The sequence below is a fragment of the Flexivirga sp. G2 genome (genome assembly GCF_055397625.1).
On the sequence record NZ_AP039675.1, the window covers coordinates 161,429 to 174,043 of the forward strand.

13 protein-coding genes are annotated in these 12,615 nt (G+C 67.4%); 12 read left to right on the forward strand and 1 reads right to left on the reverse strand.

Going from position 1 to position 12,615, the window contains the following annotated elements; translation table 11 throughout:
* Positions 1-1,098 carry a DmpA family aminopeptidase gene (locus ACZ50J_RS00805; protein ID WP_464299387.1) on the forward strand — a complete coding sequence of 366 codons (1,098 nt, stop codon included), beginning with the start codon at positions 1-3 and terminating at the stop codon, positions 1,096-1,098.
* Between the two features lies 1 nt (position 1,099).
* On the opposite strand, the gene ACZ50J_RS00810 is transcribed toward ACZ50J_RS00805, so the two are convergent.
* Complete coding sequence (locus ACZ50J_RS00810; RefSeq protein WP_464299388.1) at positions 1,100-1,678, reverse strand: NADPH-dependent FMN reductase; 579 nt, start codon at positions 1,676-1,678, stop codon at positions 1,100-1,102.
* Between the two features lie 195 nt (positions 1,679-1,873).
* On the opposite strand from ACZ50J_RS00810, the gene ACZ50J_RS00815 reads away from it, so the two are divergent.
* The 11 genes from ACZ50J_RS00815 to ACZ50J_RS00865 all read left to right on the forward strand — a co-directional run bounded on the left by ACZ50J_RS00815 (position 1,874) and on the right by ACZ50J_RS00865 (position 12,614).
* Positions 1,874-3,274 (forward strand): toxic anion resistance protein, encoded by a 1,401-nt coding sequence (locus ACZ50J_RS00815; RefSeq protein ID WP_464299389.1) that lies wholly within the window; start codon positions 1,874-1,876, stop codon positions 3,272-3,274.
* Positions 3,275-3,285: 11 nt separating this feature from the next.
* On the forward strand, positions 3,286-3,843 hold the full coding sequence (locus ACZ50J_RS00820; RefSeq protein WP_464299390.1) for a hypothetical protein: 558 nt from the start codon (positions 3,286-3,288) through the stop codon (positions 3,841-3,843).
* A 75-nt stretch (positions 3,844-3,918) separates the two neighbouring features.
* Positions 3,919-4,473 carry a TerD family protein gene (locus ACZ50J_RS00825; RefSeq protein WP_464301386.1) on the forward strand — a complete coding sequence of 185 codons (555 nt, stop codon included), beginning with the start codon at positions 3,919-3,921 and terminating at the stop codon, positions 4,471-4,473.
* A complete protein-coding gene (locus ACZ50J_RS00830) occupies positions 4,470-5,525 on the forward strand; it encodes a hypothetical protein (RefSeq protein WP_464299391.1) in 1,056 nt (351 codons plus the stop codon). Before ACZ50J_RS00825 ends, ACZ50J_RS00830 begins: the two co-directional genes overlap by 4 nt.
* Positions 5,526-5,654: 129 nt before the next feature.
* A complete protein-coding gene (locus ACZ50J_RS00835; protein WP_464299392.1) occupies positions 5,655-6,242 on the forward strand; it encodes a TerD family protein in 588 nt (195 codons plus the stop codon).
* A gap of 148 nt (positions 6,243-6,390) precedes the next feature.
* Positions 6,391-7,527 carry a DUF475 domain-containing protein gene (locus ACZ50J_RS00840; protein ID WP_464299393.1) on the forward strand — a complete coding sequence of 379 codons (1,137 nt, stop codon included), beginning with the start codon at positions 6,391-6,393 and terminating at the stop codon, positions 7,525-7,527.
* Positions 7,524-8,114: a TerD family protein gene (locus ACZ50J_RS00845; RefSeq protein WP_464299394.1), complete on the forward strand. Its 591-nt coding sequence runs from the start codon at positions 7,524-7,526 to the stop codon at positions 8,112-8,114. Before ACZ50J_RS00840 ends, ACZ50J_RS00845 begins: the two co-directional genes overlap by 4 nt.
* Before the next feature lie 21 nt (positions 8,115-8,135).
* Complete coding sequence (locus ACZ50J_RS00850; protein ID WP_464299395.1) at positions 8,136-8,807, forward strand: HAD family hydrolase; 672 nt, start codon at positions 8,136-8,138, stop codon at positions 8,805-8,807.
* Positions 8,804-9,667 carry a phosphoribosyltransferase family protein gene (locus ACZ50J_RS00855; protein ID WP_464299396.1) on the forward strand — a complete coding sequence of 288 codons (864 nt, stop codon included), beginning with the start codon at positions 8,804-8,806 and terminating at the stop codon, positions 9,665-9,667. Before ACZ50J_RS00850 ends, ACZ50J_RS00855 begins: the two co-directional genes overlap by 4 nt.
* Complete coding sequence (locus ACZ50J_RS00860; RefSeq protein ID WP_464299397.1) at positions 9,664-10,515, forward strand: phosphoribosyltransferase family protein; 852 nt, start codon at positions 9,664-9,666, stop codon at positions 10,513-10,515. The genes ACZ50J_RS00855 and ACZ50J_RS00860 overlap by 4 nt, the downstream gene beginning before the upstream one ends.
* Before the next feature lie 323 nt (positions 10,516-10,838).
* Entirely contained in the window at positions 10,839-12,614 is a 1,776-nt protein-coding gene (locus tag ACZ50J_RS00865) for an ABC transporter substrate-binding protein (protein ID WP_464299398.1), read from the forward strand.
* Position 12,615: the final 1 nt, after the last annotated feature.

Sequence of the window (12,615 nt, forward strand, 5' to 3'; positions counted from 1 at the left end):
ATGAGTGCCGAACCACGCCGGGCCCGTGACCTCGTCGACTTCGACGGCGCACCCGGCGCATGGAACGCGCTCACCGACGTGCCAGGCGTCGAGGTCGGATACGCCACTCTCGTGCACGGAGAGGGAACGCTGGTTCCGGGCGAGGGACCGGTGCGCACCGGTGTCACCGCGATCCTGCCGCTCGGCCGCGAGCGGATCGGCACCTCGGTCCCGGCGGGGATGTTCTCGTTCAACGGCAACGGTGAACTGACCGGGAGCCACTGGATCGAGGAGACCGGCTCGCTGGCCCTGCCCGTGGCGATCACCAACACCCACGCGGTCGGCCCGGTGCACCGCGGCGTGCTGGAGTGGGCCGTCGCGCGGAACCCGCGGCTGCGCGACGGCTGGCATCTCCCGGTGGTCGGCGAGACGTATGACGGCTACCTCAACGACATCAACGGCCGACACGTGCGGGAGGAGACGGCGATGGCCGCTCTCGACGCGGCGACCGCCGGACCGCTCGCCGAGGGCAGTGTCGGTGGCGGCACCGGGATGAACTGCTACGGCTTCAAGGCCGGCACCGGCACGTCGTCCCGCCGGGTCACCGTCGCCGGGCGCTCGTATGTCGTCGGCGTCCTCACCCAGGCCAACTTCGGCGCACGCCACCAGTTGACCGTCCGGGGCCGGCAGCTCGGCCGGCAACTGCTGGACGACAACCCGATGGAGGAGGCCGCACACCGCACGCCGCCCGGCTCCGGGTCGTGCATCACGGTGGTCGCCACGGACGCTCCGCTATTGCCGTTGCAGTGCAAGGCGCTCGCCCGCCGGGTCACGCTCGGCCTGGCCCGCACCGGCACCACCGGCAGTCACTTCTCGGGCGACATCTTCCTGGCCTTCTCCACCGCCAACGCCGGAGCGCTCGACAGCGGCATCGGCGAAGCACCGGCCGGCATACGGCAGCTCGACTTCGTCCCGTGGCCGGCCGTCAACCCGCTGTATGACGCAGTGGTGCACGCCACCGAGGAAGCGGTCATCAACGCACTGGTCGCGGCCGACACCATGATCGGCCGCGACGGTCACCGCAGTCCGGGCTTCCCGAACGACGTGCTGGCCGGTTGACTCAGGGCCCGACGAGCCCGCCGCGCAGCGCACGCATCGCGGCCGCCCAGCGCAGCAGCGCGTCGAGCATGGCGTTCAGGTTGGCCGGCTGGTAGTCCCGCGGCGTGAGCTGCACGAAGTCGGTCATGTCGTCGTAGATCGACAGCGACACCTGCGCGCGCACGGTCGCGATCTGCACCTCGCCGAGCGTGGACTTCAGTTGTTCACCGGCCCGCAGCCCGCCGCTCGAGCCGTAACAGATCAGCCCGGCGGCCTTGTCGTTCCATTCCGCGTAGAGGAAGTCGATGGCGTTCTTCAGCGCCGCCGAGACGCCGCGGTTGTACTCCGGGGCGACGAAGACGAAGCCGTCATACGAGTCGATCAGCCGTGACCAGCGCTTGGTGTGGTCGTGCCGATAGTGCTGCGCGGCGGCCGGTTCGGGCTCGTCGAGCAGTGGCAGGCCGACGTGCGCCAGGTCGATCAGGTCGTACGACGCATCGCCCCGCTCCTTCGCGTGGCCGAAGGCCCACTCCGCGATCGTCGGCCCGACCCGGTCCGGGCGGGTGCTGCCGATGATGAAGGCGATCCGCAAAGAAGTCACCTGCGAACTCTATGGCTCCGCGCTGCCGCCGGAATCGTCCCGCGACCTCGTTCGTTGGCTCACCATGGAACGTCGCGGTGCCTTCCGCGGTCGTATGACGTGCGCGGGGTGTCGATGTTCCGCGCTGATACATAAGGTGAGAGAAACAAACTCGGGGGTCCGCGGACGCACCGCGGCAGCTAGGAGGCTTGCAACATGTCCAACCTCGATCTGAGCGGTGGGCTCGGTGACCAGTTCCAGCAGAACAACGGTGGGCAGCAGCCGGCCGCACCGGCACCACAGCAGCAGCCTGCGCCGCCGCAACAGCAGCAGGCAGCTCCCCAGCAGCAGACCGCACCGGCACCGGCTCCCAACCTGCCTCCGGCACCGGCCCCGGGGTCGACCGATCTCGTGCTGCAGGCGCCCGACGCCGTCCCGATGATCCAGGAGCAGCAGGCCGTGCAGGCCGTCCCGGTCGCGCCCGAGGCGCAGACCGAGCTGGACAAGAAGGCCCAGGCGTTCGTCAACGAGCTGACCGCGATGGACATGAAGGCCCCGGCGTTCACCGACAAGGTCAACTCGATCGTCAACATGGGTGACAGCGAGATCCGGCGTACCTCCGACGTCTCCAACCGCATGCTGCAGCGCCCGGCCGCGCAGGCCGGCAAGGACTCCGCACAGTCCAAGGTCGGTGGCACGCTGATCGACCTGCGCCGCACGATCACCGACCTGGACCCCAACCGGGCCGACCTCAAGGGCGCCAAGAAGATCCTGAAGTTCCTGCCGGGCGGGAACAAGATCGAGAACTACTTCATGAAGTACCAGTCGGCGCAGAGCCACCTGGACGCGATCATCCGATCGCTGGCCGCCGGTCAGGACGAGCTGCGCAAGGACAACGCCTCCATCGAGGTCGAGCGCAACAACATGTGGCAGTCGATGCAGAAGCTGGGCGAATACAACCAGCTCGCAACGGCATTGGACTCCGCGGTCGAGGGCAAGATCGCCGAGCTGTCGGCGGCCGGCCGCACCGAGGACTCCGACATCATGAAGTCCGACGTGCTCTTCGCGGTGCGCCAGCGGCGGCAGGACATCATGACCCAGATGGCGGTGTCGGTGCAGGGTTACCTCGCCCTCGACCTGGTCCGCAAGAACAACCAGGAGCTCATCCGCGGTGTCGACCGCGCGCAGACGACGACCGTCGCCGCGCTGCGCACGGCGGTGATCGTCAGCCAGGCGCTCGCCCAGCAGAAGATCGTGCTCGACCAGATCACCGCGCTCAACACCACGACGTCCAACCTCATCGAGCAGACGTCGCAGCAGTTGCGCACGCAGGGCGCCGACATCAACCAGCAGGCGGCCAGCAGCACGATCGAGATCGACAAGCTGCAGGCGGCGTTCGACAACGTCTTCGCCACCATGGACGCCATCGACAAGTTCCGCTCCGACGCGACGGTCTCGATGTCGCAGACGATCGGCGCTCTGGAGGGTCAGGTGCAGCGCGCCAAGCCCTACCTCGAGCGGTCCATGCGTTCGCAGGGCATCGACGCCACGACGGCGGCGACCTTCCAGCCGACCGGCGGCAACCAGCAACTGCCCGGCGGTCAGAACAAGCAGTAGGGTCACGATCCGTGGGTTTACTGTCACGACTGTTCGACCCGGAAGGATCCTCCGGGCGGCTGCGCGCCCAGACCGAGCATCGGCTGCAGTCCGCGACGCAGGCGGTGACCGACAGCTCCGGTGACTCGGTGCAGGCGCTGTTGCGCAAGAACCAGTCGCTGATCCTGGAGATCAACAGCAGCGCCGGTGAGTTGCCGACGATCGGTGTCGTGCTCGCCCGGGCGGTCACCGACACCGTGCGCGAGGTGCTCACCTCCGGGGAGGCGGACCGGCTCGACATCGGCGTACGCGTCGCGATCAACGGCACGCTGACCGACTATCTACCGGGGTCGATCCGGGCGTATGTCGGTGCCGTGCGAGCCGGAGCCGGTGGGTCGAGTAGTCCGGAGGAGCGAAGCGGGGGAGGACGTATCGAGACCGCCACCGATTCGCTGGTGGAGCAGCTCACCACGTTGCGGCGCAGCGTGGAGCAGTTGGCCGAGGCGAGTCGGGCCCGGGACATGCAGGCGTTGCAGGTCCACGGGCGGTTCCTGGAGGACAAGTTCGGCGAGTCCGACCTGGACCTGTGATGAAGTGACGACGATCGTGCGGAACGAACGTCGGTGGGTGAAGCTCGGAATGGAGAGGTACGGATCGTGAGCCCGATGGCCAAGGGTGCCAACATCGCGTTGCAGCGCGAGTTGCCCAACCTGACGGGTGTGGTGTTCGGGGTCGACTGGGACTCCGGCGGGGAGCGCGTGCTCGACGACAACCTCACGCTGCTGACCCTGCTGGTCGGCGCCGACGGACAGGTGCTCTCCCCGCAGCACGTCGTCCACTTCAACCAACTCGTCTCGGCTGACCTGTCGACCGCCCAACTCGAGGAGGCGCTCGGCACCGACGACGCGCAGGTCGAGGTCGAACTCGGCGGCGTGCCCGACGAGGTCGCCAAGGTCGTCTTCGTCCTCTACCTCTCCGAGGGCAGCGGGAGCAGCCGCAGCATCGGACAGCTGCGCAGCCTCATCGTCCGGCTGCTCAACCTGGACGGCGGCGCATCGATCATCTCCTCCGTCGATCTGGCGGGTGACCTCTCCACCGAGAGCGCGCTGAAGCTGGCCGAACTCTACCGGCACGGCGGTGAGTGGAAGCTGCGCGTGCTCGGGATGGGTTACTCGTCCGGACTCGCCGGCGTGGCCAAGGAATACGGCGTTCCGCTATGACACAGCGAACCGACCTGCCCTTCCTGCGCGCCAGGCGACGGCAGGCCGAAGCGGGTCGAGTGCCGGAGGAGCGCAGCGGGGCGGCGGGTCGAGTGCCGGGGGAGCGCAGCGGAGGAGGTGTATCGAGACCAGGTGTATCGAGACCTGGCGATGCGCTCGACCTCAGCGCGCCGTCCTCGGAGTCTGCGACCAGTTCGTCTCTCGATCTGGGCGGTTTCGATACGGACTCCTCCGCTGCGCTCCCCCGTCCTACTCAACCCGCTTCGGAGACGATTTCGTCGCTGGACCTCGGCAGCAGCGAACCCGCGCCCTCGACGCCTTCGGGCGGTACCTCGCTGAGCCTCTTCGCCGACGAGCCGCCGACGCCGACGCCGACGAGCGCGCCACCGGCCGGGCCGAACGGCTCGACGTCATTGTCGCTGGACGCACCGTCGGGTGCGCCGGTCGCGGTGCAGACGTCGCCGGGCGGGCACCGGCGCATCGCCGACCACGAGCTGGGACTGCCCGGGATCCGAGCCGGTGAGCGTCGGCTGATGACCGAGCACGAGCCGGTCGTCGAACTGACCCGGATGCAGTCGGCCGCCGGGGCACTGGAAGCCAAGGTCGCGGTCCCGAACCCGTCGGAGGTGGTGCTCGGCATCGTCTTCGAGACGAGCGACACCCGCGAATCCCTCGTGCTGCCAGGGCTTTCCCAGCAGGGCCCGGATCCACGCCGACCGATCTTCCGGGCGACCTCGAGCGGTGTGGCGGTCAACCTGCGCCGCATCACCGACATACATCGCCTGTTGCTCTTCGCGGTGCCCACGCGTCCGTCCAAACAATTGCCGGGCGGCACCGTCACCCTCACCACGTATGGCGACTCCCGGTTCGAACTCCCCCTCGTGGCCGGTCCGACGCTCGGCGCCCAGGCGCTGCTGACCGCGCACGTCGTCGAGGGTCGCCTGGTCCTGCGCGCGGAGCACGATCCCTATTCCGGCACCTTGCAGCAGGTCTGCTCGGCATACGGTTATCGGGAGATCTCCTGGCGCGACCCCTACACCCCGCTCGTATGACGAGCCCGAACCAGAAGGCTTGTCCTGCGCTGGGAAGGCATCAGCAAGCTGCTGCCTTCCCGCACAGCCCAAGCTCGCTGTGTTTGTTCAGATTCAACTTCAGAAGTACGACAAGAAAGGAACCTCACGATGGCTGTGAGCCTCAGCAAGGGCGGCAACATCTCGTTGGCGAAGGCCGCACCGGGTATGACGAACGCCGTGGTCGGCCTGGGGTGGGACCCGCGGACGACCGACGGTGCACCGTTCGACCTCGACGCGTCGGTGCTGCTGCTGGCCGACACCGGCAAGGTGCGCGGTGACGCCGACTTCGTCTTCTACAACAACCTGACCGGCGACAACGGCGCCGTGCAGCACCAGGGTGACAACCGCACCGGCGAGGGCGAGGGTGACGACGAGCAGATCATCGTCTCGCTCAACCAGGTGTCGGCCGACGTGCAGCGCATCGTCGTGGTCGCCTCGATCGACCAGGCCGACGCGCGCGGCCAGAACTTCGGCCAGGTCGCCGACGCCTACATCCGTGTCTACGACGCCGACGACCCGCACAACACCGACAAGGGTGTGCGGTTCGACCTCGGTGAGGACGCCTCGACCGAGACCGCGCTGATCTTCGGCGAGCTCTACCGCAACAGCGGGGAGTGGAAGTTCCGTGCCATCGCGCAAGGCTTCGCCGGCGGTCTCGCGAGCGTCATCACCCAGTTCGGCCTGCAGGTCGGCTAGGTAACCCCACGAAGTTCCACCGCCCGACGGGCCACGACCGGGAACCCTCGGTCGTGGCCCGTCGTTGCCTGTGCGGTGAAACCGCTCACCGGTTGCGGCCGTCATACTGGCAACCGTTCCCGTCCCGTCACGCCGAGAAGAGCACCTGTTGCAAGCCCTGAAGCATTTCCGGATCGACTTCATCATCACGGCCGCTGTGCTCGTGGTCGCCTTCCTCTACAACAACTGGACCGGTGTCGGGCTGACCGCGATCCTGATCGTCGTCGAGATCGTGTTCTCGTTCGACAACGCGGCGGTCAACGCCAAGTACCTCGACCGGCTCAACCACTTCTGGCAGGACATCTTCCTGACCGTCGGTGTCATCGTCGCCGTCTTCGGCATGCGGCTGGTCTTCCCGTTCGTGATCGTCTGCCTGTCCGGCTCGATCAGCCCGTGGCACGCCCTGCAGTTGGCGCTGGAGAAGGGTGACCCGCACACGCCGGGCACCTACGGCTACATCCTCACCGAGGCACACCCCGCCATCGCGGCCTTCGGTGGCATGTTCCTGCTGCTGCTCTTCCTGGACTTCATGTTCGACGAGGAGCGCGAGATCAGCTGGCTGACCTGGATCGAGAAGCCGCTGCAGAAGCTCGGCAAGCTCGATGTGCTCTCGGTCGTCATCGCCGGCATCTTCCTGCTGGTCGCCAGCGAGACGCTGGTCCACGAGACGCACGTGCACACGGCCGTGCAGATGCGCTCGATCGTGCTCTTCTCCGGTCTGCTCGGCATCGTCGGCTACCTCGCGGTGAGCGGCCTGTCCACGATGATGGAAGACCGCGAAGCCGCCAAGGACCACGAGTTCGAGGAGGCCGACGCGCACTCCTCGACCGGCCAGAAGGTACTGCTGGCCGGCAAGGCCGCCTTCTCGATGTTCCTCTTCCTCGAGGTGCTCGACGCGACGTTCTCGTTCGACGGCGTCATCGGTGCCTTCGCGATCACGCCCGACCCGATCATCATCATGATGGGCCTCGGCGTCGGCGCCATGTACGTCCGGTCGATGACCATCTTCCTGGTCCGCAACGGCACCCTCGCCGAATACCGGTTCCTGGAGAACGGCGCCCACTGGGCGATCGGGGCGCTCGCAGTCATGCTCGTCATCAGCATCCGGTACGACCTGGGCGAGTTCGTCATCGGTGGTGTCGGCATCGCCTTCATCCTCGCGGCCTGGGCCAGCTCGGTCCTGGCCAACAAACGTGACGCGGCGGCCGAGGGGGCCGACGCGGAGATCGAAGGAGCAAAGTTGTGAGCATCTCGCTTTCCAAGGGCCAGACCGTCGACCTGCGCAAGCAGGACGGTGGCAACCTCAGCCGGGTCCGGATGGGCCTGGGCTGGGACGCCAAGGTCGTCACCAAGAAGACCCTCTTCGGCGGCAGCAAGCAGGTGCAGCGCGACATCGATCTGGATGCCTCCGCCCTTGTCATCAGTGGCGGCCGGGTTCTCGACACCGTCTACTTCGGCAAGCTGCGCTCGAGCGACGGCGCCATTCAGCACACCGGAGACAACCTGACCGGTGAGGGCGACGGGGACGACGAGTCGATCATCGTCGACCTCGGTGCGGTGCACGGGTCCGTCGAGCACATCGTGTTCGTCGTCAACTCCTACAGCGGTGAGAACTTCACCGAGATCGACAACGCCTTCGTGCGCGTCGTCGACTCGATGGCCCGGGACGCCGAGCTCGCGCGTTTCCAACTGACCGGCTCCGGCACGCACACCGCGCTGGTGATGGCGCGCGTCTCGCGCACCCCGGCCGGCTGGACGTTCACCGCCATCGGCGCGCCCGGCAACGGCCGCACCGCCCGGGACCTCGAGCCGCTCGCCCTGAGCGTCCTCTGACCCACCCCACTCCCATCCGGTATGACACGGCAGACACGGCCGGGCGGGGTCAGCCTCGACATCTGGGGCACCCTGCTCGGCAGTGACCCGGCGTTCAAGCCTGCCCGCAACGAGATGCTGCGCGCTGCCGTCGCACCGGACGTGTCCGGCGACACGTTCGACGCGGCCATGCGCCAGGCGGACCGCGACGTCGACGACGTCTGCGTGCGCGACGGCATCGACATCGGTTTCGGCGGCCGGATCGAGGCGACGCTGACCGCGCTCGACCTGCCCACGGACGGCGTCGTCGCCCGGCTCCCGGAGCTGTATGCCGCGCAGGAAGCACTGGCGCTCGCACACCCGCCGCGACCGTTGCACGTGGAACTTCCGGCAGCCGTGTCCGCGCTTCCGGTGCCGGTGGTGTTGACCAGCAACACCGGGATGCTGCCCGGTGACCTGATGCGAAAACTGTTGGCACTGGCGGGGTTCGGTGCGGTGCCCGGTGTCTTCTCCAACGAGCTCGGCGTCGCCAAGCCGCACCCTCGGATGTTCGCGGCGGCGAGTGACCTGCTCGGCATACCCGCCGGTGAGGTGCTGCACGTCGGTGACAACCCGGACGCCGACGTCGCCGGCGCCCGCGCCGCAGGTATGACGGCAGCGCTGGTGCAGCCGGACGGCGGCTCGACGTTGGCGGTGCTGGAGCAACTGCGATGAGCGCACCGGTCATCCAGGTGGTGGCGCACCCGCTGACCGGCACGGCGGAGCGGCCGATCGACGGGCGGAGCGGTGCGCCGTTCGACACCCGGACCTATTCACTGATGAAGCACGGCGACCTGCCGGCGCTGCAGCAGCTCGCCGACGAGGTCGCCGACGTGCTGATCGCGCGGTGTCCCGAGCTGCCGACCGATTCGCGACCGCTGATCCTGCCCGTCGCCTACCTGGTGGCACCGCCCGCCTGCCGGTACCTCGCCGACCGGATCGCCGACCGGGTGAACGCGCTGCGCACGGGTCTCCCCGCTGCCCGGGTGATGCACGTGCACAAGGACTCGGTGACGCACATCGACTACGCCGCGTCGTCAGAGCAGGACCGCCGAAACGACCTGGCAAGCATCGGTTTCCGGCTCACCGAGCCGGTGCGTGATGCAGTTGCGATCGTCGTCGACGACGTGCGGGTGACCGGACTCGCCGAGCAGGTCATGGTGGACCTGTTGCAGGACAACGGTGTTGGGCGGATCGTCACGGCATACGTCGCCACCTGCGACGAGCAACTGGCCGCGGACCCGAGCGTCGAATCGGCCCTCAACCATGCCGAGGTCCGGTCGGTCCACGACATGCTGCCCAGTGTGCGGCGCGGCGACTTCGTGCCGACGATCCGCTTCCTCAAACGACTGCTCGCCGACCCGGACATCGCCGACTTCCTGGCGGCCTGCCCGGCCGACCTGGTGCAGCGCTTCCGCGCCGACGCCGAGGCGACCGGTGACCGATTCCTCGCCGGCTACCCGGCGGGAACCGCCGCGCTGCTCGCCGAGTCCGACCTCCGCTCCCAGGGTGCACCGGAAGGAACGAGTCGATGAGTAAGAAGCGGATCTGCCTGACCAAGCTGGCCTCCGCGGACGGCCTGCCGCAGGCGGCGCTCGTCGACGCGCGCAGCTACTCCCGGTTCAAGCACGGCGACGCCGCGACGGCCCGTCGCTTCGCAGTCGCGCTGGCGGCGCTGGCCGCGCGCCGGCTCGACGAGCGACCGGTGCTCGTCACGACGTCCGCGTTCGCGCTGGTGCCGCCCGCGGCATACAGCCTGCTGATCCCGTTCGTGCAACACCTGCAGTTGCTGCGTCCCGACCTGGAGGTCGGCACGTTCCGGATCACCCGGCGCGGTGTCAGCAACGGTGACTACTCGCGGATGACGCCCGAGGACCGGCGCGCCTCGATCGGTGCCGGCGACCTGACCCCCGAGCGCGACATCACCGGCGCGGTCGTCCTCGCGCTCGACGACATCCGGGTGACCGGCAACCACGAGCGGGCGATGGATCGCTGCCTGACGGAGGCCGGCGTCGCCGAGGTCCGTCATCTGTATGTCGTCGACGCGGCCGGGTTCGCGGACTGTCCGCAGATCGAGTCGGTCCTCAACGAAGCGGCCATCGACGGTGCGGCCGATCTGCTCGAGATCGCCGCCGAACGCCGGTTCGTGCCCAACGCACGACTCTGCCGACGGGTGTTGTCGTTGCCGGCGGACGAGGTGCGCCGGTTCGTCGACGGCGTGCAGCCGGAGCTGCTCGGCTGGCTCTCGGCCGCGATCGAGCACGACGGGCTCGCCCGTGTCCCGGCATACGAAAAGCGAGTGCACACTTGGGAATCCGTGCTCGCCGAGCACCGCGGCAACCGGCTCGTGACCGAGCCGGACGCCGAAGCCGTCACCGGCTGAGCACCCCGTTCGCCGCGGCCGATGCGCCGCGAACGCGACTGGACAGGCGTTAAACCTTCCCGCCCATCGGCGCAAGTGCGTCAGCGTCACGACTTCGCATCGAACCGGAAGCATGCAGGAAACGCTCGGGAGACCCACATCACACGGGGATACTTTTCCCGGCAGTGGGTTCACACATCCTGATGACGCTGCCTGACACCAGTCCAAAGCACTGATCGCGTTGTGATGCTGAACAGCAGTTCCGGGGGGCGCAGCAGCACAAAGGAGTGATGAATCGGCTCTTCCTGGCAAACCCAGGAAGTGACGAATGAAGGAGAATCACCATGCGCTGGACGAAGTTGGTCGTGTTGACGGCCGCGGGTGCCACGTCCTTGTCATTGGCTGCCTGCGGCAGCGGCTCGCCATCCGGCAAGGGCAGCGGAAGCGGGGGCGGGAACAACACCGCGGCGGCGGCTCAGACCAAGGCGGCCCAAGCAGCCACCGACCCGAACCTCAAGGGTCCGGCCCCGGCCGTTGCCGGTGCGAAGAAGGGCGGCACGCTCTACATCGACGACGGGTCGAACCCGCCGACGATGGACCCCTCGGGCATCTACTACATCGATTCGAACGCCTACGCGACGCAATACCTGTACCGCACCCTGACGCAGTACAAGGTCGTCAACGGCAAGCCCGTGCTGGTGCCCGACATGGCCACCAATGTGGGGACCCCGTCGGCGGACGGCCTGACCTGGACGTTCAAGATCAAGCCCGGACTGAAGTACTCCAACGGTCAGCCGGTCAAGCTCGCCGACTTCGTCTACGCCATCAAGCGGTCGTTCGCGACCGAGAGCGTCGCCGCCAACGGCACGAATTACCAGATGCAGTATCTGAAGGGCGGGAGCACCTACAAGGGCCCGTTCAAGCAGCCGAACGCGAAATTCCCGGGCGTCACCACGAAGGGCAACGACACCCTGGTCTTCCACCTGACCAAGAAACTTCCGTCGTTCAACTATTTCGCGTCGTTCCCGGAATTCAGCCCCATTCCGCAGAGTGCCGACACCAAGACCAATTACCAGAAGAAGCCGCTGACGACCGGCCCCTACAAGGTGTCCAGTTACAACATCGGCCAGAAGATGGTGCTGACGCGCAACACCAACTGGGACCCGAAGACCGACCCGGTGCGCAACGCCTACCCGAACACCATCCAGATCAACTTCTCGGTCGTCGACCTGCCCTCGCAGCAGCGGATCCTGGCCAACAGCGGAACCGGCACCAACACGATCAACATCGACGCGATCGACTCGTCACTCACCAGCAAGGTGACCGGCGCGCAGAAGAGCCAGTTCGCGCTCGGGTCCTCCTCGTGTGAATACTTCGACGAGCTGGACTCGCGCAAGATCCCGCTGAACATCCGCAAGGCGATCGGCTACGCGTGGCCGTACAACGAGATGCGCAAGGCCGCCGGGTTGTCCACCCTGAATTACCAGCCGGCGACGACGTATGCCGCGCCCAGCCTGCAGGGCTTCAAGAAGTACCCGCCGCTGCCGTACGCCACCGGCCAGGGCAACGGTGACCCGGCCAAGGCCAAGGCCATCCTGAAGAGCGCGCACAAGCTCGGCTTCCAGCTCTCGTACTACTACGAGAGCGACAAGCCGACCAAGGTCGCCGCGAACAATGCCGAGAAGCAAGGGCTGACGGCGGCCGGGTTCAAGGTCAAGGACATCCCGGTCTCCACCGCCGAGTTCGAGAAGAAGATCTCCGACCCGTCGGCTCCGGTCAACATGGGTCAGGGCACACCCGGTTGGTGCTACGACTGGCCGACCGGTGACTCGGTCTACCCGGTGCTGTTCAACGGTGCCGGCATACCGAACGGCCTGTCCGTCGGACAGTTCAAGAATGCCGCCGTCAACAAGCAGATGGAGGCCATCGAGCAGTTGTCACCGGCTGCCGCGGCACCGAAGTGGGCAGCACTCGACAAGGAGCTGATGACCGACTACCTGCCGTCGCTGCCGGATTACTACTCGATGAACACGGCGACCTTCGGCAAGAACGTCCAGGACGTCCAGATGAACCCGCTGATCAGCATGCCGACGCTGTCGCAGCTGTGGGTGAAGGGCTGAC

Excerpts from the sequence above, each read along its gene's own strand:
- ACZ50J_RS00805 (WP_464299387.1), top strand. The coding sequence starts at position 1 with ATGAGTGCCGAACCACGCCGGGCCCGTGACCTCGTCGACTTCGACGGC.
- ACZ50J_RS00815 (WP_464299389.1), top strand. The coding sequence starts at position 1,874 with ATGTCCAACCTCGATCTGAGCGGTGGGCTCGGTGACCAGTTCCAGCAG.
- ACZ50J_RS00825 (WP_464301386.1), top strand. The coding sequence starts at position 3,919 with ATGGCCAAGGGTGCCAACATCGCGTTGCAGCGCGAGTTGCCCAACCTG.
- ACZ50J_RS00830 (WP_464299391.1), top strand. The coding sequence starts at position 4,470 with ATGACACAGCGAACCGACCTGCCCTTCCTGCGCGCCAGGCGACGGCAG.
- ACZ50J_RS00835 (WP_464299392.1), top strand. The coding sequence starts at position 5,655 with ATGGCTGTGAGCCTCAGCAAGGGCGGCAACATCTCGTTGGCGAAGGCC.
- ACZ50J_RS00850 (WP_464299395.1), top strand. The coding sequence starts at position 8,136 with ATGACACGGCAGACACGGCCGGGCGGGGTCAGCCTCGACATCTGGGGC.
- ACZ50J_RS00855 (WP_464299396.1), top strand. The coding sequence starts at position 8,804 with ATGAGCGCACCGGTCATCCAGGTGGTGGCGCACCCGCTGACCGGCACG.
- ACZ50J_RS00860 (WP_464299397.1), top strand. The coding sequence starts at position 9,664 with ATGAGTAAGAAGCGGATCTGCCTGACCAAGCTGGCCTCCGCGGACGGC.
- ACZ50J_RS00865 (WP_464299398.1), top strand. The coding sequence starts at position 10,839 with ATGCGCTGGACGAAGTTGGTCGTGTTGACGGCCGCGGGTGCCACGTCC.